At 59.1% G+C, this 20,312-nt stretch carries 17 protein-coding genes and 1 other annotated feature; of the genes, 4 read left to right on the plus strand and 13 right to left on the minus strand.

All coding sequences use genetic code 11. From position 1 onward, the window contains the following. Positions 1 to 36: 36 nt before the first annotated feature. Entirely contained in the window at positions 37 to 975 is a 939-nt protein-coding gene (gene ribF, locus ACJ8PL_RS16150; protein ID WP_016929138.1) for a bifunctional riboflavin kinase/FAD synthetase, read from the minus strand. Positions 976 to 1,365: 390 nt separating this feature from the next. Here ribF and rpsT point away from each other — a divergent pair, with 390 nt between their 5' ends. Further along, complete coding sequence (gene rpsT, locus ACJ8PL_RS16155; protein WP_004932960.1) at positions 1,366 to 1,629, plus strand: 30S ribosomal protein S20; 264 nt, start codon at positions 1,366 to 1,368, stop codon at positions 1,627 to 1,629. Between the two features lie 71 nt (positions 1,630 to 1,700). Here the strand turns inward: rpsT and nhaR are convergent, their stop codons facing one another. The 4 genes from nhaR to dnaK all read right to left on the minus strand — a co-directional run bounded on the left by nhaR (position 1,701) and on the right by dnaK (position 7,340). Continuing rightward, positions 1,701 to 2,600, minus strand: coding sequence for a transcriptional activator NhaR (gene nhaR, locus ACJ8PL_RS16160; RefSeq protein ID WP_028127865.1), 900 nt, complete (start codon positions 2,598 to 2,600; stop codon positions 1,701 to 1,703). Between the two features lie 192 nt (positions 2,601 to 2,792). Continuing rightward, positions 2,793 to 3,959: a Na+/H+ antiporter NhaA gene (nhaA, locus tag ACJ8PL_RS16165; RefSeq protein WP_033641227.1), complete on the minus strand. Its 1,167-nt coding sequence runs from the start codon at positions 3,957 to 3,959 to the stop codon at positions 2,793 to 2,795. Positions 3,960 to 4,195: 236 nt separating this feature from the next. Then, on the minus strand, positions 4,196 to 5,320 hold the full coding sequence (dnaJ, locus tag ACJ8PL_RS16170; RefSeq protein WP_004932969.1) for a molecular chaperone DnaJ: 1,125 nt from the start codon (positions 5,318 to 5,320) through the stop codon (positions 4,196 to 4,198). A gap of 106 nt (positions 5,321 to 5,426) precedes the next feature. Continuing rightward, complete coding sequence (gene dnaK, locus ACJ8PL_RS16175; RefSeq protein ID WP_004932972.1) at positions 5,427 to 7,340, minus strand: molecular chaperone DnaK; 1,914 nt, start codon at positions 7,338 to 7,340, stop codon at positions 5,427 to 5,429. Positions 7,341 to 7,664: 324 nt separating this feature from the next. On the opposite strand from dnaK, the gene satP reads away from it, so the two are divergent. Then, positions 7,665 to 8,264, plus strand: a complete 600-nt coding sequence (gene satP / locus ACJ8PL_RS16180) for an acetate uptake transporter (protein WP_139375481.1) — start codon at positions 7,665 to 7,667, stop codon at positions 8,262 to 8,264. 45 nt (positions 8,265 to 8,309) lie between these two features. Here the strand turns inward: satP and ACJ8PL_RS16185 are convergent, their stop codons facing one another. The 3 genes from ACJ8PL_RS16185 to tal form a co-directional block, all read right to left on the minus strand. Then, entirely contained in the window at positions 8,310 to 9,617 is a 1,308-nt protein-coding gene (locus ACJ8PL_RS16185; RefSeq protein WP_079451079.1) for an MFS transporter, read from the minus strand. A gap of 124 nt (positions 9,618 to 9,741) precedes the next feature. Further along, a complete protein-coding gene (gene mog, locus ACJ8PL_RS16190; protein WP_015376607.1) occupies positions 9,742 to 10,329 on the minus strand; it encodes a molybdopterin adenylyltransferase in 588 nt (195 codons plus the stop codon). A 151-nt stretch (positions 10,330 to 10,480) separates the two neighbouring features. Continuing rightward, on the minus strand, positions 10,481 to 11,434 hold the full coding sequence (tal, locus tag ACJ8PL_RS16195; RefSeq protein ID WP_004932982.1) for a transaldolase: 954 nt from the start codon (positions 11,432 to 11,434) through the stop codon (positions 10,481 to 10,483). Positions 11,435 to 11,817: 383 nt separating this feature from the next. Here tal and ACJ8PL_RS16200 point away from each other — a divergent pair, with 383 nt between their 5' ends. Together ACJ8PL_RS16200 and yaaA are read left to right on the plus strand one after the other, a co-directional pair. Then, a complete protein-coding gene (locus tag ACJ8PL_RS16200; RefSeq protein WP_016929145.1) occupies positions 11,818 to 13,254 on the plus strand; it encodes an alanine/glycine:cation symporter family protein in 1,437 nt (478 codons plus the stop codon). Positions 13,255 to 13,359: 105 nt separating this feature from the next. Continuing rightward, on the plus strand, positions 13,360 to 14,136 hold the full coding sequence (yaaA, locus tag ACJ8PL_RS16205) for a peroxide stress protein YaaA (RefSeq protein WP_442531278.1): 777 nt from the start codon (positions 13,360 to 13,362) through the stop codon (positions 14,134 to 14,136). Between the two features lie 46 nt (positions 14,137 to 14,182). Here yaaA and thrC read toward each other — a convergent pair whose 3' ends face one another. From thrC to ACJ8PL_RS16230, 5 genes are all read right to left on the minus strand, one after another. Then, positions 14,183 to 15,472 (minus strand): threonine synthase, encoded by a 1,290-nt coding sequence (gene thrC, locus ACJ8PL_RS16210; protein ID WP_442531279.1) that lies wholly within the window; start codon positions 15,470 to 15,472, stop codon positions 14,183 to 14,185. Between the two features lie 3 nt (positions 15,473 to 15,475). Continuing rightward, on the minus strand, positions 15,476 to 16,405 hold the full coding sequence (thrB, locus tag ACJ8PL_RS16215) for a homoserine kinase (RefSeq protein ID WP_016929148.1): 930 nt from the start codon (positions 16,403 to 16,405) through the stop codon (positions 15,476 to 15,478). A 1-nt stretch (position 16,406) separates the two neighbouring features. Further along, the gene (gene thrA / locus ACJ8PL_RS16220; protein ID WP_016929149.1) at positions 16,407 to 18,866 is read right to left on the minus strand and encodes a bifunctional aspartate kinase/homoserine dehydrogenase I; all 2,460 of its coding nucleotides are present in this window, start codon (positions 18,864 to 18,866) and stop codon (positions 16,407 to 16,409) included. A 24-nt stretch (positions 18,867 to 18,890) separates the two neighbouring features. Continuing rightward, positions 18,891 to 19,008, minus strand: a sequence feature (Thr leader region). Continuing rightward, a complete protein-coding gene (gene thrL / locus ACJ8PL_RS16225; protein ID WP_071525951.1) occupies positions 18,947 to 19,033 on the minus strand; it encodes a thr operon leader peptide in 87 nt (28 codons plus the stop codon). (Overlaps the previous feature by 62 nt.) Before the next feature lie 194 nt (positions 19,034 to 19,227). Next, positions 19,228 to 19,914: a tRNA/rRNA methyltransferase gene (locus ACJ8PL_RS16230; protein ID WP_016929150.1), complete on the minus strand. Its 687-nt coding sequence runs from the start codon at positions 19,912 to 19,914 to the stop codon at positions 19,228 to 19,230. Positions 19,915 to 20,312 lie beyond the last annotated feature (398 nt).

Below are 20,312 nucleotides of genomic sequence, written 5' to 3' on the forward strand. Positions count from 1 at the left end.
CGCCGCGATGCAACTCGAATTGTTTAGGGTAAACGATTAAACCAGTGTTTTTAACCCGAAGAACTTCCGGGCCGTCACCACATCATTGGCGATTTGCTGCTTCAGGGCATCCAGCGAAGCAAACCGCTGTTCATTGCGCAATTTTGCGCGGAGCACCACCTCAATATGGCGCCCGTAAAGATCCATTGTGACATCCAGCAGATGCACTTCCAGCTGCTGGCGCACGCCGGCGACGGTCGGGCGCGTGCCGATATTGGCCACGCCCGGCAGCGGCTTCGGCCCCAGGCCATACACTTCCACCGCATACACTCCTTTCACCGGCGCCACCAGACGCTTGAGCGGCAGATTGGCGGTCGGGAAGCCGATGGTGCGCCCCAGCTCGTCGCCGTGCACCACGCGCCCGGAAATGCTGTACGGGTGGCCCAGCAGGGTCTCCGCCAACGGCAGATCGTCCTCGCTCAGCGCGGTGCGGATCGCGGTGCTGCTGATGCGCCGCTCGCCTTCGCGGAAGGTCGGGGTGCTGACCACGTCGAAGCCGTACTCTTTTCCGGCCTGCTGCAATAGCGGAAAATCACCCTGACGCCCGGCGCCAAAGCGAAAATCATCCCCCACCATCAGGAATTTGACGCCCAGTTTTTCCACCAGCAGCTCGGCGACGAACGCCTGCGCGGTGTTGGCGGCGAAACGCGGATCGAACTTGACGCACAGCAGGTAATCGACGCCCGCCTGCGCCAGATAGTTGGCCTTGTCGCGCAAGCGCGTCAAGCGGGCCGGCGCCTTGTCTGCGGCGAACATCTCCAGCGGCTGCGGCTCAAAGATCATGACCATCACCGGCAGCCCGAGGCGTTGCCCTTGTTGCTTCAACTGCTCCAGCAGCGCCTGATGACCGCGGTGTACGCCGTCAAAGTTGCCGATGGTGAGCACGCAACCATGGTGGCGCGCCCGGATATTGTGAATGCCGCGAATTAGCTCCATAGCTGGCTCAAAACAGTGGAAATCGGCGGATTATACCTTGTACAGCCGGTAAGGTTAACCCGCGATTGGTGCCTTTATGTAATAGACATACCATACCGGAGATAATCTGCGCGTGAAACGGCTTCGCCGCAGTTTATCCGGCGCTGCCGGGGCGATTCTCGACCGCGGCCAACGGCTTGCGCCCGCCGCGGCAAAACATTGGCGAATTTTCTCGCGAAACACTGTATTCCCAAGAGCGAAGCTGGTAAAATCCTGCGCCATCACAACGTAGCGAGTGCCGCCTGTACAAACGGCGCTTATTTGCACAAATCCATTGACAAACGAAGGCTAAAAGGGCATATTCCTCGGCCTTTGAATTGTCCTCAATAGAATATATTTGGGAGTTGGACCTTGGCTAATATCAAATCAGCTAAGAAACGCGCCGTACAGTCTGAGAAACGCCGCAAGCATAACGCAAGCCGTCGCTCAATGGTGCGTACCTTCATCAAGAAGGTAGACGCAGCTATCGCAGCTGGCGACAAAGAAGCAGCACAAAATGCATTCCTGGTAATGCAACCACTGGTGGACCGTCAGGCAGCTAAAGGCCTGATCCACAAAAACAAAGCAGCGCGTCATAAGTCAAACCTGACTGCACGCATCAACGCAATGCAATAAGCATTTCGTTATCTGCTTGATAAAAAAACCGGCTCAGGCCGGTTTTTTTACGTCCTGCGTTCAGTGCACCGCTAGCAGGAAAACAGCGCTGAGAAGTCTTTGTTGCAGACGCGCTGCACCGCCGGATGCTGGATCATGCGCTCGGCGAAGATGATGTAATACTCCTCCTGCACGCTGTCGATACGCCCAATCTCCACCACGTTGTCATCGTTGTAGGTATCCTGCGCATACAGCGTCGGCGCCACGAAGATCGCATTGTGGTACATGCCGAAGGCCTTCATCAGCGCCGCATCGTCGAACTCGCCCAGAATTTCCACCTGAATGCCCTGCGTATTGAACCAGTTGAGCAGCTTGCGCCCCAGCATCGAACGGCGGCCGGGGATCAGCAGCTTGCGCTGCTCCAGACAAGCCGGGAACGGCAGGTCCGGCGCCGGTTGGCGACAGAAAAAGCTGATGCCGCACTCGCCCAGCTTCAGCGAGAACAGCCCTTCCTGCTGGCTGGAGTCCACCGGGCAATCCGAGAGGATCATATCCAGCTTGTGCTGGCTAAGTTGCTCCAGCAGCATTTCGTGCGTCGATTCAAAGCAACGCAGGTGGATCTGCTCGTTGTCCACCACCACCGCCGTTTCCAATACCTGGCTGACCAGCCGCTTCGACAGCGCATCCGCTACGCCGACGTCGAACAGCAGGTTGGACTCTTTGCGGTAGTTGACGATATCCAGCATTTCCTGGCTGAGCATAAACATCTTGTCGGCATAGCGGAACACCAACTGCCCCAGCTCCGAAGGCACCAACCCGCGCCCCTGGCGTTTGAATAGCTTGCCGTCCAACCGCTCTTCCAGCGCTTTGATCTGGCCGGTAATGGTCTGCGGCGTCAGAAACAACGCTTCGGCGGCACCGACCACGGAACCGGCCTTGCAGACCTGCCAGAAATAGTAAAGGTGATTAAAGTTGATATGCGACATCCTCACGAGCGGCTCTCCTTAACAACGTTTCGCAGCGGCAAACGGTGTGCCGTGACGAGCGACAAACTTCCTTTCCCTGCTTCAGACAACGTATAACCCCATTAGTCCCAGCGAAGAACGGCCGAAGCTGCACATATTTTATACCGTACAGCTCCGACCAGCCATTTTATTATGTGCCCTAACCGGGCACATTCAGGATTAACGCACGCGCGGCAACGCCAGACGCAGCAATCCATACCCTACCACCGCCGCAGTGGTGGAGCCCAACAGGATCCCCAGGCGGGAATAGGTGCTGAGCGCCGCATCTGCATCGCCAAACGCCAGCGAGGCGATAAAAATCGACATGGTGAAACCAATGCCGCAGAGCACCGAAACGGCAAACACCTGTTTGAAGCCGATGCCTTCAGGCAAACGGGCGATGCCCATTTTCACCGCCAGCAGGCTGAAGAGGAAAATCCCCAGCGGCTTGCCGATAAACAGCCCAGCCGCAATCCCGACCGGCAGCAGCGACGTTAACCCTTCCAGCGATACGCCCTGCAAAGAGACCCCGGCGTTGGCAAAAGCGAACAGCGGCAGGATCATAAACGCGACCCAAGGGTGCAACTCATGCTCCAGCGTTTCCGACGGCGATGGCCCCTTTTTGACGTTCAACGGGATCATAAAGCCGACGATCACCCCGGCCAGCGTCGCATGCACCCCGGACTTGAGGATCGCCACCCACAACACCAGGCCAACCATCATGTATAACGAGGTCTTGCCCACGCCGCGCCAGTTCATCACCGCCAGCAGCGCCGTCGCCGCCGCCGCCACGCCCAGCGCCACCATCGACACTTCGTGGGTGTAGAACAGTGCGATGATGATAATCACGCCCAGGTCGTCGATGATCGCCAACGCCAGCAGGAACACTTTCAGGCTGGTCGGCACGCGGTTGCCCAGCAGCGCCATTACGCCAAGCGCGAAGGCGATATCGGTCGCGGCCGGGATCGCCCAACCCTGGCGGGTGACGTCATCCGCGCCGTTGAACAGCAGGTAAATCAGCGCCGGCGCCAGCATGCCGCCCAGCGCGGCGATCGCCGGAAACACCGCCTTGTCGCGCCCGGACAGCGAGCCTTGCATCAGCTCGCGCTTGACCTCCAGCCCCACCACCAGGAAGAAGATGGCCATCAGGCCGTCGTTGATCCACAGCAGCAGCGGCTTGGCGATCTCCAGCGAAGCAATCTTCACCATCACCGGCAGGTTAAGGAATGCCTGATAGATCCCCTGCGCCGGGGTGTTGGCCATGATCAGGGCGACGATCGCCGCCGCGATCAGAATGATACCGCCCGCGGCTTCCTGACGTAAAAATTGACGAATGATGTTGGTCACAGTACGTCTCTCCAAATCTGTGCAGGACGTAGCGCCCTGCGAACCACAGTCATGAAGTGAGTATAGAGGGCGTTTTAGTTCGAAAAAATAAGTTTATAAATGCTAAATAGCTCGGAAAAACCGATAAAAAGCACGAATAAGTCACACTTATATTATGGAATTTGCGGTTTGGCGCGCAAATAAAAACCCCGGAACAGAAGCCCGGGGTTCGTACATAAACCAAAAGAAACAGTAGGTTAGCGAGTCAGATCGTCAAAGAACTTTTTCACCCCGTCGAAGAAGCTCTTCGAACGCGGGCTGTTCTTGTCGCCGGACGGGCCACCCAGGCTCTCTTCCAGCTCACGCAGCAGCTGCTTCTGCTTGTCGTTCAGATTGACCGGGGTTTCCACCACCACGCGGCACAGCAGGTCGCCCTGGCTGCCGCCGCGCACCGATTTCACGCCCTTGCCGCGCATGCGGAACAGCTTGCCGGTTTGGGTCTCCGAAGGCACCTTCAGTTTCACCCGGCCGTCCAGCGTCGGCACTTCAATCTCGCCGCCCAGCGCCGCCATGGCGAAGTTGATCGGCACTTCACAGTACAGGTTGTTGCCTTCACGCTCGAAGATCGGGTGCGCCTTCACCTGCACCTGAACGTACAGATCGCCCGCCGGTGCGCCGTGTTCGCCGGCTTCACCTTCACCCGCCAGGCGGATGCGGTCGCCGGTATCGACGCCGGCCGGAATTTTCACCGACAGCGTCTTGGATTTTTCTACCCGGCCGTGGCCGTGGCACTTGTTGCACGGATCTTTGATAATCTGACCGCGGCCATGGCAGTGCGGACACGCCTGTTGCACGGTGAAGAAGCCCTGACGCATCTGCACCTGGCCCTGACCGTGACAGGTTGGACAGGTCACCGGCGAACTGCCCGGTTTGGCGCCGCTGCCGTGGCAGACGTCGCACTCTTCCAGCGTCGGGATGCGGATCTCTTTAGTGACGCCACGTACCGCTTCCTCGAGGGTCAGCTCCATGTTATAGCGCAGATCGGAACCGCGGCTGGCACGCTGACGGCGGCCTCCGCCGAAGATGTCGCCAAACACGTCGCCAAAGATATCGCTGAAGTCGGCGCCGCCGCCAAAGCCGCCGCCGCCCATGCCGCCCTGTTCAAAGGCCGCGTGCCCATACTGGTCGTAGGCCGCGCGTTTCTGGTCGTCGGTCAGAACTTCGTAAGCTTCTTTAACTTCTTTAAACTTGGTTTCGGCGTCTTGTTCCTGGTTGCGGTCAGGATGGTATTTCATCGCCAGGCGTTTATACGCCTTTTTGATCTCACGTTCATCCGCCGTCTTGCTGACGCCGAGAATCTCGTAATAGTCTTTCTTCGCCATTCTTTCGCTTACCCTTAACATGCGTGCACGGGCGCAGAGTTGCCTCGACGCCCGTGCTGGTTTCCGGGAACGACACCTCGGCCGCCCCGTGCCCGCTTAAGGGCGATTATTTTTTGTCTTTAACTTCTTCGAACTCGGCGTCAACCACGTCGTCGTCTTTCTGCGCCGCGTTGTCCGCGCCGGCGTCAGCACCCTGCTGAGCCTGCTGCGCCTGAGCCATTTCCAGCAGTTTGCCGGAAACCTGCACCAGCGCCTGAGTCTTCGCTTCGATCTCGGCTTTATCTTCGCCTTTCACCGCCGCTTCCAGATCCTTCAGCGCCGCTTCGATCGCCGTTTTGTCTTCCGCCGGCAGTTTGTCGCCCGCTTCTTCCAGCTGCTTGCGAGTGCCGTGGATCAGGTGATCCGCCTGGTTACGCGTCTGTACCAGCTCTTCGAACTTGCGGTCGGCTTCAGCGTTCAGCTCGGCGTCGCGCACCATTTTCTGGATTTCGTCTTCGTTCAGGCCAGAAGATGCCTTGATGGTGATCTTCTGCTCACGACCGGTGTTCTTGTCTTTGGCAGACACGTGCAGGATGCCGTCGGCATCGATATCGAAGGTCACTTCGATCTGCGCCATGCCGCGCGGCGCCGCCTGGATGCCGTCGAGGTTGAACTGGCCCAGAGATTTGTTATCGCTGGCGCGCTTACGCTCACCCTGCAGCACATGGATGGTTACCGCAGACTGGTTGTCTTCAGCGGTAGAGAACACCTGGCTGTGCTTGGTCGGGATCGTGGTGTTTTTGGTGATCAGCGGCGTCATCACGCTGCCCATGGTTTCGATACCCAGCGACAGCGGGGTCACGTCCAGCAGCAGAACGTCCTTCACATCACCGGCCAACACGCCGCCCTGTACCGCAGCGCCCACGGCAACCGCTTCGTCCGGGTTCACGTCTTTACGCGGTTCTTTGCCGAAGAAGTCTGCGACTTTCTTCTGCACCATTGGCATACGGGTCTGGCCGCCCACCAGGATCACGTCCTGAATGTCGGAAACCGACAGGCCTGCGTCTTTCAGCGCCACTTTCAGCGGTTCGATAGAGCGCGCAACCAGATCTTCAACCAGCGACTCGAGTTTGGCGCGAGTCACTTTGATGTTCATGTGTTTTGGACCGGTCGCGTCTGCGGTGATGTACGGCAGGTTAACGTCGGTCTGCTGAGCGGAAGACAGTTCAATCTTCGCTTTCTCAGCGGCTTCTTTCAGACGCTGCATCGCCAGCGGATCGTTGCGCAGATCGATACCCTGATCTTTCTTGAACTCTTCCACCAGGTAGTTGATCAGACGGCTGTCGAAGTCTTCGCCACCCAGGTGGGTGTCACCGTTGGTCGCCAGCACTTCAAAGGTTTTTTCGCCGTCAACGTCGTCGATTTCGATGATGGAGATATCGAAAGTACCGCCGCCCAGGTCATAAACCGCGATGGTGCGGTTGCCGACTTCTTTGTCCAGGCCGTAGGCCAGAGCCGCCGCAGTCGGTTCGTTGATGATGCGTTTGACTTCCAGACCCGCGATGCGGCCGGCGTCTTTGGTCGCCTGACGCTGGGCGTCGTTGAAGTAAGCCGGTACGGTGATAACCGCTTCAGTTACCGGTTCGCCCAGGTAATCTTCCGCCGTTTTCTTCATTTTTTTCAGCACTTCCGCAGAGATCTGCGGCGGAGCCATTTTCTGGCCTTTCACTTCCAGCCAGGCGTCGCCGTTGTCGGCTTCGACGATTTTGTACGGCATGATCGCTTTGTCGCGCTGCGCTTCTTCATCCTGGAAGCGGCGACCGATCAGGCGCTTGATGGCGAACAGGGTGTTTTCAGGGTTGGTCACTGCCTGACGCTTAGCCGGCTGGCCAACCAGAGTTTCACCGTCCTGGGTATATGCGATAATAGAAGGAGTGGTGCGGTCGCCCTCGGCGTTTTCCAGCACGCGTGCCTTGGCACCATCCATAATTGCTACGCAAGAGTTGGTAGTACCCAGGTCGATACCAATAATTTTGCCCATCTAAACGTCTCCACTAAAAAATTCATAATCAGTCAGGTTGCTAACCTATATGCGGGCGATTTTTTGCTTTTCAACTGCCCGATATCTCAGTGCGACCCGCGGTTAGCAGCTGCGGTTGCAAATAAGATGGGGCCATCCAGTCCGGCATCAAGGGGCAAGGCGAAAAAAATTTCTTTTTTTATCGTCATTCAGATCATTGTTTCCGGCTGCGGGGATCATTATGATGCGCGCGCTCTGGTGGAAAACTTCGATTTTTTGGCCATTCAGACCATTTATGATTTTACTTCGCTGTTTCCGTTAATTTTCTGTTATCGCAGAGGACTTATGCACACCAACAAGTTGGCGAATCCCGGCCCTCTCGGCCTGATGGGCTTCGGGATGACCACCGTCTTGCTGAACCTGCACAACGCGGGCTTTTTCCCACTGAACTCCGCCATCATCAGCATGGGGATTTTCTTCGGTGGCCTGGCCCAGATCTTGGCCGGTCTGCTGGAGTACAAGAAGGGCAACACCTTCGGCATGACGGCGTTCACCGCCTACGGCAGCTTCTGGCTGAGCCTGGTCGGCCTGCTGCTGCTGCCGCGTCTGGGCCTGGCTGAAGCCACCGAGGCGCACGTGCTGGGCATCTACCTGGCGCTGTGGGGCATCTTCACCCTGTTCATGTTCTTCGGCACCCTGGGCGCCAACCGCGTGCTGCAGTTCGTGTTCGCCAGCCTGACGCTGCTGTTCGCCCTGCTGGCCATCGGCAACATCACCGGCAACCACGCGCTGCTGACCTTCGCCGGTTATGAGGGCATCATCTGCGGCGCCAGCGCCATCTACCTGGCGATGGCCGAAGTGCTCAACGAGCAATACGGCCGCACCGTGCTGCCGATTGGCGAACCGGCCCCGGCCCGCGTCGCGGCATCGCCGGTCGCGGCGTAATCGCCCTCCCCTGACGAAAAAGCCCTGCAGTGCAGGGCTTTTTTTTTAGCTGTAGGAGTCGGCTCGCCGCTCGCCGGCTTCGCTGTTCAGGTCGCGATGCAGGTAGACGCCGAGCAGCAGCCCGATGAGCGACAGCGCCAGCACATAGTAAGCGGGCGCTAACGGGGTTAATTTCATGATCAGCGTCACAAAAATAGGGGTTAAACCGCCAAAAATAGCGTACGAGACGTTATATGAGAACGAGATGCCGGTAAACCGCACTTCCGCCGGGAAGGCCCGCACCATCACATACGGCACGGCCCCCACCACGCCTACGCTGAAGCCCACTAGCGCATAGCAGGCGAACAACATTTCCGGGCGCACGCCCACCGTTTGATAGAACAGCCAGCTGCAGCCGGCCAGCAGCACACTGCCGACCACCAGCGTTTTGCTGGCGCCGAAGCGATCGGCCGACAAACCGGCGACGATGCAGCCGGCGATCAACATGATGGTGGCGATGCTGTTGGCCTGCAGCGTCAAGGCCGGTGCGATGGCGAACTGCTTTTGCAGATAGGTCGGGGTCATCAGGATCACCACCACGATGCCGGCGGAGAGCAGCCAGGTCAGCAGCATCGACACCGCCACTTCCCGTTTGTGGTTGATCACCACCGATTTCAGCGGCAGCTCCTCGGCCAGCGCTTTACGCGCCTGCATCTCGATAAAGATCGGCGTCTCCTGCAGCCAACGGCGCAAGTACATCGCCACCAGGCCGAACATGCCGCCCAACAGGAAAGGAATGCGCCAGCCGCCGCCGGCGATGCTCTGCGGGCTGAGCGTGGTGTTGATCACCGTCGCCACCACCGAGCCCAACAAGATGCCCACCGTCAGCCCGGCGGTCAGCGTGCCGCAGGCGAAGCCGATGCGCCGGCGCGGCACGTGTTCGGCGACGAAGACCCAGGCGCCCGGCACCTCACCGCCGATCGCCGCGCCCTGCAACACGCGCATCAGCAGCAGCAGCAGCGGCGCGGCGATGCCGATGCTGGCGTAGGTCGGCAGCAGACCCATCGCCAGCGTCGGCAACGCCATCAGCAGAATACTCAGGGTAAACATCTTTTTGCGGCCGACCAGATCGCCGAAGTGCGCCATCACGATGCCGCCCAGCGGGCGGGCAAGATAGCCGGCGGCGAAGATGCCGAAGGTTTGCACCAGCCGCAGCCACTCCGGCATGTCAGCCGGGAAGAACAGATCGCCGACCACGGCGGCGAAGAACACGAAGATGATGAAGTCGTAAAACTCCAGCGCGCCGCCCAACGCGGCCAACGTCAGCGTTTTGTAGTCTTGCCGGTTCAGCCGGCGATTATTGTCGTGAGGCATAGGGCACCGTCGGTAAAGGCTGTAAAAATAAAAGCCGCAGGCTTTCTGTAAAAGAATCCTTACTATAACGGCAAATTATTTTCACACCAGACGGGCTGAAGCCGATCTCGCAGAACGCTGAAATTTAGAGGTTTATCTCGCGACGCGCGCTCTTTGGCCGAAATGCTGCTACCACCGCGGCGTGCGTTTCGACGTAAGGCCCGTCGAGCAGTTGAATGCAATAAGGCACGCTGGCGAAGATGCCATGCACCACCGCATTGCCCTGCTCATCCTTTACCCCTTCCAGCGTTTCCTTGATCGACTTCGGTTGGCCGGGCAAGTTGATGATCAGCGCCTGTTTGCGGATCGCCCCCACCTGGCGAGAAAGAATTGCCGTTGGCACATAGTGTAGGCTGATCTGACGCATTTGCTCGCCGAAGCCGGGCATCACGCGATCGGCGATCGCCAGCGTGGCGTCGGGGGTGACGTCGCGACGCGCCGGCCCGGTGCCGCCGGTGGTCAGCACCAGATGGCAGCCCATTTCGTCCACCAGCTCGCACAGCGTCTGTTCAATTTGCGTCTGCTCATCGGGGATCAGCCGGGTTTCCAGCTTGAAGGGCGTCGCCAGCGCGCCGGCCAGCCACTCCTCCAGCGCCGGAATGCCTTTATCCTGATAAACGCCGCCGGACGCGCGGTCGGAAACGGAAACCAAACCAATACGTAAAATATCCATGCGTAACCTCTACAGCCTGATGGGGTCCGAACGGGTTCGTCTCCCGTTCTGTTGTCATTGCCGAGAGTATAAGGGCTTCCCCCGCCGACGGGAGCGTCGGGCATAAAAAAAGGTGGCCTGAGCCACCTTTTTACTGCGCGATCTGCCGGAATTACAGCAGGTCGGCGATCATTTTTTCCAGTTTACCCTGATCTACGGCGAATTTGCGGATGCCGTCGGTCAGTTTCTCAACCGCCATCGGATCCTGGTTGTGCTGCCAGTAGAACTCAGGTTCGGTCAGTGCGGCAGGACGCGCCTTCACTTCACCGGTATAAGACAGTTTGCGCTCCAGCGCGCCTTCGCTCTCCGCCAGCTCTTTCAGCAGCGCAGGCGCGATGGTCAGGCGGTCGCAGCCGGCCAGTTCGATGATTTCGCCGACGTTGCGGAAGCTGGCGCCCATCACCACGGTGTTGTAGCCGTGCTGTTTGTAATACTGGTAAATTTCGGTCACGGAGATCACGCCCGGATCTTCGTGCGGAGCGAACTCTTTCTTGTCGCCGTTAGCTTTGTACCAGTCGAGGATACGGCCGACGAACGGCGAGATCAGGTAAACGCCGGCTTCGGCACAGGCGCGAGCCTGAGCGAAGGAGAACAGCAGCGTCAGGTTACAGTTGATGCCTTCTTTCTCCAGCTGCTCCGCCGCGCGGATGCCCTGCCAGGTCGAGGCCAGTTTAATCAGAATGCGATCGTTGCTGATGCCGGCTTCGTTGTACAGCTTGATCAGGCGCTTGGCCTTGGCCACGCTGGCAACGGTGTCGTAAGACAGACGCGCGTCAACCTCGGTGGAGATGCGGCCTGGAACCAGTTTGAGGATCTCCAGACCGATGTTGACTGCCAGCTTGTCGGCGGCGTCGGCGATCTGCTGCTCGCGATCGCTGCTCTGGCCGCGCGCCCAGGCAATGGCTTCGTCAATCAGTTTGCGGTATTCAGGAATTTGGGCTGCATTGAGGATCAGCGAAGGGTTGGTTGTGGCGTCCTGCGGTTGATACAGCTTCATTGCCGCGATATCACCCGTATCTGCAACCACTGTAGTCAGTTGGCGCAGGGAAGTTAATTTGTCGGTCATGTTGGCATTATCTCATCGTTTGTGCATGAACTTTTGGCATTGTTCAACCATGCCCTGCCCTGATAATAACATGCGCCAAGCCCGGCGCAAGGCTGGAAAACCGCGGCGCGCAAGCATCTGTTTTATCCTTGGGCGAGCAACCGTTTACGCCGATATCTTTCGCCATTACCGAGCGGATGGAAAGGCAATAACGTGCTATCGCCCGAATAAATTATGTTAAATTCGAAAAAATTGATGCAATTCGTCCGCTAATCTGCGAAAAATCTTAATCGACTGACGCCGGACAGATTCCAGCTAAGCTCTTGTAAAAAATAGGCCAATGTTTTTCACCTGCGGTGGATGCTGCAAGGTGCGCATGACATTTCGATAAGAGGAGGGATCCCTTGACGGACCTGATGAATTTTATAAACAACATTTTGTGGGGGTCAGTGCTGATTTATCTGCTGCTCGGCACCGGCATCTACTTCACGTTGCGTACCCGCTTTATCCAGCTTCGCCACTTCAGCCACATGTTCTCGGTGTTGAAAAACAGCAATAAAAGCGACAGCGCTGGCATCTCCTCTTTCCAGGCGCTGTGCACCACGCTGGCGGCGCGCGTCGGCACCGGCAACCTGACCGGCGTCGCCATCGCCCTGACCGCCGGCGGCCCCGGTGCCATCTTCTGGATGTGGGTGGTGGCGTTTATCGGCATGGCCACCTCATTTGTGGAAAGCTCGCTGGCTCAGCTCTATAAAACCAAAGACGACAACGGCAACTACCGCGGTGGCCCGGCCTATTACATGGAAAAAGGCCTCGGCATGCGCTGGATGGGCGTGCTGTTCTCGATCTTCCTGATCATCGCGTTCGGTCTGGTATTCAACGCCGTGCAGGCCAACTCCATCGCGCAAGCCTCCGCCGTCGCCTTCCATTTGCAACCGCTGCACGTCGGCATCGGTCTGGTGCTGCTGAGCGGCGTGGTGATCTTCGGCGGCATCCGTTCCATCGCCAAAGTGGCCGAGCTGGTGGTGCCGCTGATGGCCGGCGCCTACCTGTTGCTGGCCCTCTGGGTGATTGGCCATAACATCGAACACATGCCGGCGATCCTGGCGCTGATCTTCAAAAGCGCCTTCGGCCTGCAGGAAGCCGCGGCCGGCGCCGTCGGTTACGGCATCTCCCAGGCGATGACCCAGGGCGTGCAGCGCGGCCTGTTCTCCAACGAAGCCGGCATGGGATCGGCGCCCAACGCGGCGGCGTCCGCCTCGCCTTATCCGCCGCATCCCGCTTCGCAGGGCTACGTGCAAATGCTCGGGGTATTTATCGACACCATCGTCATCTGCAGCGCCACCGCGGCGATCATCCTCTCCTCCGGCATTCTCGATCAGCCGACCGACAGCATCAGCGGCATCGATCTGACCCAGCGCGCGCTGTCGACCGCCGTCGGCAGTTGGGGAACGCCGTTCGTCGCCATCGCCATCTTCTTCTTCGCCTTTACCTCGATCATCGCCAACTACGCCTATGCCGAAAGCAACCTGGTGTTCCTCGAACACAATCATCCGGGCGGCCTGCTGATTTTCCGCTGTGTGGCGCTGGGCATGGTGATGTTCGGCGCGCTGGCGGAGCTGCCGCTGGTGTGGAAAATGGCGGATACCTCCATGGCGCTAATGGCGATCACCAACCTGACGGCGATCCTGCTGCTGTCGCGGGTGGCGCTGAAACTGGCCGACGACTACCATCGCCAGCGCCGCCTGGGCAAGCTACCAACCTTCGACGCCACCCGATTCCCGGAGCTGAAATCGCAGCTGGAGCCGGGCGTGTGGGACGATCAAAAGCCGCCGCGCTGAGTTTTCCGGGGCGCGTGCGATGCGCGCCCCGCCTATTGGACCGATTGCCGCTTTTTCCTGCGCTTTTTGCTACAGTACCCGCACTTGGATAAACAGGATCTGGCCATGCTCGTTATTATTTCCCCTGCAAAAACGCTCGATTACGACAGCCCGCTGGCGACAAAACGCTTCACGCAACCCGAACTGCTGGACAAGTCTCAGCGGCTTATCAACATTTGCCGCAAGCTGACGCCGGCGCAAATCGCCAGCCTGATGAGCATCAGCGACAAGCTGGCCGGCCTGAACGCCGCGCGCTTTAGCGAGTGGCAGCCGGCATTTACCCCGGACAACGCCCGTCAGGCGTTGCTGGCGTTCAAGGGCGACGTTTACACCGGCCTGCAGGCGCAGGATTTCAGCGAAGCCGATTTCGACTTCGCCCAACAGCATCTGCGCATGCTGTCCGGCCTGTATGGGGTGCTGCGCCCGCTCGATCTGATGATGCCGTATCGGCTGGAGATGGGCATCAAGCTGGAAAACCCGAAGGGCAAAGATCTGTACAGCTTCTGGGGCGATCAGATCACCAAAAAGCTCAACGAAGCGCTGGAGCAACAGGGCGACGACGTGGTGGTCAACCTGGCGTCCGACGAGTATTTCAAAGCGGTGAAGCCGGCCAAGCTGCGCGGCTCGCTGATCAAACCGGTGTTCCTCGACGAGAAGAACGGCAAGTTCAAGGTCATCAGCTTCTACGCCAAGAAAGCGCGCGGGTTGATGAGCCGCTTTATCATCAAGAACCGCCTGACGCGCAGCGAGCAGTTGGTGGACTTCAACCTGGAAGGCTACGCCTTCGACGAAGCCGCCTCGCAGGGCAATGAACTGGTGTTCAAGCGCCCGGAGCAGGCATAAAAAAAGCCGTCGCAAGACGGCTTTTCGCATTCTAACCTGCCGAATTTCAGGCCGGAAGTGCCATCAGGAACGTGCGCAGCTCGCCGAAACTGGCCGGCAGCGTGTGCGACAACAGCGGCAGTTCGGCCCGCAACGCCAGCGCTTTCGGCAACGGCAGTTCCTGGCCGAGGATCGCTTCCACGCTCTCTTTAAACTTGGCCGGATGCGCGGTGCCAAGGAACAGACCAAACTCCCCTTCCTGCAGCTGATCGCGCAGCGCGCGGTAGGCGATGGCCGCGTGCGGTTCGGAGACATAGCCCAGTTCGGCCAGCTCACGCATCGTTTCCCTGGTGGTCTCATCGCTGACCGCCGCGTGGCCCAGCTCTTTCAGCTGCCAGACCTTACGACGGAACAGCTCTTCCACACGCGGCCAGTTGTTTGGCTGGCTGACGTCCATGGCGTTGGACAGCGTCGCGACCGTGGCGTGCGGCTGCCACTGGCCGCTGGTCAGGAAGCGCGGCACGGTATCGTTGGCGTTGGTGGCGGCGATGAAGCGCTTCACCGGCAGACCCAGCGACTTGGCCAGCAGCCCGGCGGTCAGATCGCCGAAGTTGCCGCTCGGCACCGAAATCACCAGCTGATTGCGCGCTTCCTGCGGCAGCTGCGCCACCGCTTCGAAGTAGTAACAGATCTGCGCCAGCAAACGGCTGATGTTGATCGAGTTGGCCGAGTTCAGGTGCAGCGCATCTTTCAATTCCTGATCGTCAAACGCCTGCTTCACCAGCGCCTGACAGGCGTCGAAGTCGCCGTCGATCGCCACGGTGTGAATGTTGCCGCCCAGGGTGCAGAACAGTTTCTCCTGCAACGGGCTGATTTTGCCCTGCGGGTAGAGGATCACCACCCGGACGTTTTTCAGGCCGTAGAAGGCGTGCGCCACGGCGGCGCCGGTGTCGCCGGAGGTGGCGGTCAAAATGGTCACCGGCTGATCGCCGGCCACTTCCGCCAGCATCTGCGCCATAAAGCGGCCGCCAAAGTCTTTGAACGCCAGCGTCGGGCCGTGGAACAGCTCCAGGCAGGAGACGTCTTCCGTCACTTTCGCCACCGGCGCCGGGAACTCAAAGGCGGCCTGCACGCGTTTCTTCAGCGCCGCCTCCGGCACCTCTTCGCCGATAAAGGCCGACAGAATATGGCTGCTGCGGGTGACAAAGTCCTGCTCCAGCAGGTGGTCGATCTCGGTCAGTTCGAACGCCGGCAGCTCCAGCGGGAAGAACAGCCCCTGCTGCTTGCCTAGGCCTTGTTTGATCGCCTGCGCGAAGCTGACCTGCTCGTTGTGATCCTTAAGGTTGTACAGTTTCATGCGTTATCCCAGTAGTCGAGCGCCTGCGGTATCCAGACGGCAAATATGAACAAAACCTTCGTCGTTTTGCAGATAGTGTTGTTGCAGCCAGGCGGCCATGCGCTGCGCGGTGGCGCCGTCATTGCAGACGGCGAACAGCGTCGGGCCGGAGCCGGAGATCCCGCAGGCCAACGCGCCGATGTCCTGCGCCGCCTTGCGCGCTTCGGCGAAGCCCGGCAGCAGACGAGTGCGGTACGGTTCTGCGATCACGTCCTGCATCAATTTGGCGGCCAACTGCGGCTGCCGGGTATGGCAGGCATGAATAAAGCCGGCCAGATAGCGGCCGTGACTGATGCAATCCTGACGACGGTATTGCGCGGGTAAAATGGCGCGCGCTTCGGCGGTGGAGACCTTGATGCCCGGATAGGCCATGACCCACAGCCAATCGTCGAAGCACGGCACCTCCTGGCTGATAATGCCTTCCTCTTCCAGCATCAGCTGCAGGCCGCCCAGATAGCAGGGCGCCACGTTGTCGTAATGCACGCTGCCGGAAATGCGGCCTTCCAGCTCGCCCATCAGGCCGAGCAGCGTCGTCTTATCCAGCGGGCGATCGCAAAATTCGTTCATCGCCATCAGCCCGGCCACCACCGAACAAGCGCTGGAGCCCAGCCCCGATCCGATCGGCATGTTCTTTTCCAGCCGCATCGCTACCGGCACTTCGCGGCCGATCTCCTGGCAGAAACGCTCCCAGCATTGATAAACGATGTTCTCTTTCGGCTCGGCCGGCAGCTTGCTGACAAAGCGCCCGGCATTCTGCAAACTGAACGTCTCGGCGGCTTCCACGCTGACGCAGTCGCCCAGCAGCGTGCCGTCGATCGGCGAAACCGCCGCGCCCAGCACATCGAAACCGACGCTAACGTTACCGATCGAGGCCGGTGCATACACCTTAACCATATTAAACTCCCAACTTCCATGACAGTGTGCGCAGCAGATCGGCGAACACGCCCGCTGCGGTCACATCGTTACCGGCGCCGTAGCCGCGCAGCACCAGCGGCAGCGGCTGATAATAACGGCTGTAGAAGGCCAGCGCGTTCTCGCCGTTCTTCACTTTATACAACGGATCGTTGCCGTCCACCGCCTCGATGCGCACCTTACAGCGCCCTTCGTCGATCAGACCGACATAGCGCAGCACCTTGCCTTGCTCGGCGGCATTGGCCACGTTGCGCGCGAACTCTTTATCCAGTTCCGGCAGCCGCGCCAGGAAATGGTCCACGTCGCCCGACGCGTCGAAGGACGGCGGCAGCACCGGCTCGACCTCGATATCGCTCAGCTCCAGCTTGTAACCGGCCTCGCGCGCCAGGATCAGCAGCTTGCGCGCCACGTCCATACCGGACAGATCGTCGCGCGGATCCGGCTCGGTGTAGCCATTGGCTCTGGCCTGCAGGGTCGCCGCCGACAGCGACAGCCCTTCGTCCAGCTTGCCGAAGATAAAGGACAGCGAGCCGGACAGGATGCCGGAGAAGCGCACCAGCTCATCGCCGGCGTTCAGCAGGTTTTGCAGGTTCTCAATCACCGGCAAACCGGCGCCGACGTTGGTGTCGTACAGGAACTTGCGGTGCGAACCGGCGGCGGCCGCGCGCAGTTGCTGATAATAGTTCATCGACGAGGTGTTGGCCTTTTTGTTCGGCGTTACCACATGGAAGCCGTCCGCCAGGAAGTCCACATATTGATCGGCCACCGCCTGGCTAGAGGTACAGTCGACGATCACCGGGTTCAGCAGGTGATACTCCTTCACCAGCCGGATCAGGCGGCCGAGATTGAACGGCTCCTGCGCGCCGGCCAGCTCGTCGCGCCAGCTGTCCAACGCGATGCCATGCACGTTGGTCAGCATCACGCGCGAGTTGGCGATGCCGCACACCCGCAGATCGATATGTTTTTGTTTCAGCCACGGCTGCTGGCGGTAGATCTGCTCGATCAGCGCCCCGCCGACGCCGCCGACGCCGATGACGAACACTTCGATCACCTGATCGGTGTTGAACAACATCTGGTGGCTGACGCGCACGCCGGTGGTAGCGGAGTCATTGCTGACCACCACCGAGATTGAACGTTCGGAAGAGCCCTGGGCGATGGCGACGATATTGATGTTGGCGCGCGCCAGCGCGGAGAAGAAGCGCGCGGAAATGCCACGCAGGGTGCGCATGCCGTCGCCGACCACCGAGATGATCGCCAGGCGCTCCATGACGTCCAGCGGATCCAGAACGCCGTCTTTCAATTCCAGATAGAACTCCTCCTCCAGCGCGCGGCGGGCGCGCTGCAGTTCGCCCTGCGGCACGCAGAAGCTGATGCTGTATTCGGAAGAGGATTGGGTGATCAGCACCACCGAAATGCCGGCGCGCGACATCACGGCGAACACCCGCGCGGCCATGCCGACCATGCCTTTCATGCCCGGGCCGGAGACGTTGATCATCGCCATATTGTTCAGGTTGGTGATGCCTTTCACCGGCATTGCGTCATCGGTGCTGTCTTTGCCGATCAGCGTGCCGGGGGCTTGCGGGTTAGAGGTGTTTTTAATCAGGCAAGGGATTTGGAACTGGGCAATCGGCGTGATGGTGCGAGGGTGCAGCACTTTGGCGCCGAAATAGGAAAGCTCCATCGCCTCTTGGTACGACATCGATTTCAGCAGCCTGGCGTCCGGCACGGTGCGCGGATCGCAGGTATATACGCCGTCGACGTCGGTCCAGATTTCGCAACAGTCGGCGCGCAGGCAGGCGGCCAGCACCGCGGCGGAATAGTCGGAGCCGTTGCGGCCCAGCACCACCAGCTCACCCTTATCGTTACCGGCGGTGAAACCGGCCATCAGCACGATGTGGTCGGCCGGGATCGCCGCTGCGGCGATGCGCAGCGTGGACTCGGCGATATCCACGGTAGACTCCAGGTAGTGGCCCTGCGCCAGCAGTTTCTCCACCGGATTGATCACCGTGACCGGGTAGCCCTTGGCGCGGAACACCCCTTCCATGATGGCGATGGAGAGTTTTTCGCCGCGGCAGATGATCGCCGCGTTCACGCTGTCCGGGCACTGCCCCAGCAGCGAGACGCCGTGCAGCACCTGTTTGAGCTGCGCGAATTCCTGATCGACCACGCCTTTCAGGCGATCGTATTCAAAGCCCGGCAGCGCCTGCGCCAGCCCGCTCAGCAGGTCGGCAAAGATCCGCTCGGCGTCGCTGATATTCGGCAGAATGTCCTGGCCCGCCACCGTTTTGTCGATCATCGCCACCAGATGGTTGGTGATCTTTGCGGGGGCGGACAAGACCGTGGCTACCTGCCCTTGACGCGCATTACTCTCCATGATGTCGGCGACGCGCAGAAAACGTTCTGCATTCGCCACCGAGGTTCCGCCAAATTTCAGCACTCGCATGTGTGATCTCTCCGAATTTAAGCCGAAAAAAAAGCCCGCACTGATTAGGTGCGGGCTTTTTTCTGTGTTTCCTGTGCGCGTCAGCCCGCCCCGTTACCTGTGGTATCGGTGGTGGTAATAATTGTGGTTTTCAGGCTGATGTTGCGCATGTTGTCTGTCTGTCTCATGAAATACTCTGTCCCCTCTATTGGTTAAAGCAATCGCTATCCCAAGTCAAACTATTTCTTTTTTTTGCTTATTTTCCGTTCAGCGGCGGTAATGCGCGATGCAACAGGTGAAAAGCAAAATGACAGAACAAAAAAACAACTTAAAGCCGATTTACTAGTGGATCACGCTGGGTAACCGTCTGATGGAGCCGCTATCACTTGGCGAGTTTTTTTTCGATGTCGTGCAGCAGCGTATGCAGCATCGCCGTATCTCGCTGTTGCAGCGCGCCGAGGCGCTGGTGCAGCCAGTCGCGCAATTTTTGGTCATCGCCGACATCCAATGCGCTCAACAAGGCATCGGCGCGGCGGCGCAGCGCCTTAAGCTGCCCTTCCGACGCCGCCGTTTCCTGTGGCGTATTGACACCCATCAGGCTAGCCAGCTGGTAGCAGTACACCATCACCGCCTGGCCCAGGTTAAGCGACGGATAGTCCGCCTGCATCGGCACGCCGGTCAGCAAGTCCGCCAACGCCAGCTCTTCGTTGGTCAAGCCGGAATCTTCGCGGCCGAACACCAGCGCGGCCTGGCCGACCCACTGCTTACGCTCGCTCAGCTGTTCCAGCAGTTCGGGTGGCGTACAGTAGTAGTGAAAGCGCGCGCGGCTGCGGGCGGTGGTGGCGACGGTAAAATCCACGCCCGCCAGCGCCTGCTCTAGCGTGGCGAACGTTTGCACGCCGTCGAGGATCTCGCCGGCACCGTGCGCCACCCAGCGCGCCGCCGGCTGCAGGTGCGCCTCGCTGTCGACGATGCGCAACGACGTGAAGCCCATGGTTTTCATCGCGCGCGCCGCCGCGCCAACATTTTCCGGCCGCGCCGGAGCCACTAAAACAATATGAAGCTGCATCACTCTTCCACCGAAGGCGGGCCTGCGTTTTTGACGATGGCGCAGCGCCCGCTTATATTTACAATTACGTAACAATAAACGCGTTAATAGCAACAAACAAGATTAAACGACTCGTTGAGCTAATAAACCCATCGTAATAGTCATTATTCGCGCTTATGTTTTACTGCGTTTATTTATCAATAAGTTAAAACAACGCGATGATCAATAAGCGAATAATTGTATCCTATCGGGCCGGATAATGCTGAATCGTTCACAGAATTTGAGGTTCTGTGACTTAAACTGGCATTTCTGTAAGTGTTTTTCACAAATCTGTTAACGTGCTACAATTGAATTTGATATATGTCAACAAAGCGTAGTTTTGTTGGGTGATGAATTCGGCACGCGCTGTTATATTGCTG

Source organism: Serratia sp. CY83965 (genome assembly GCF_052166375.1).
Classification (GTDB): domain Bacteria; phylum Pseudomonadota; class Gammaproteobacteria; order Enterobacterales; family Enterobacteriaceae; genus Serratia; species Serratia marcescens.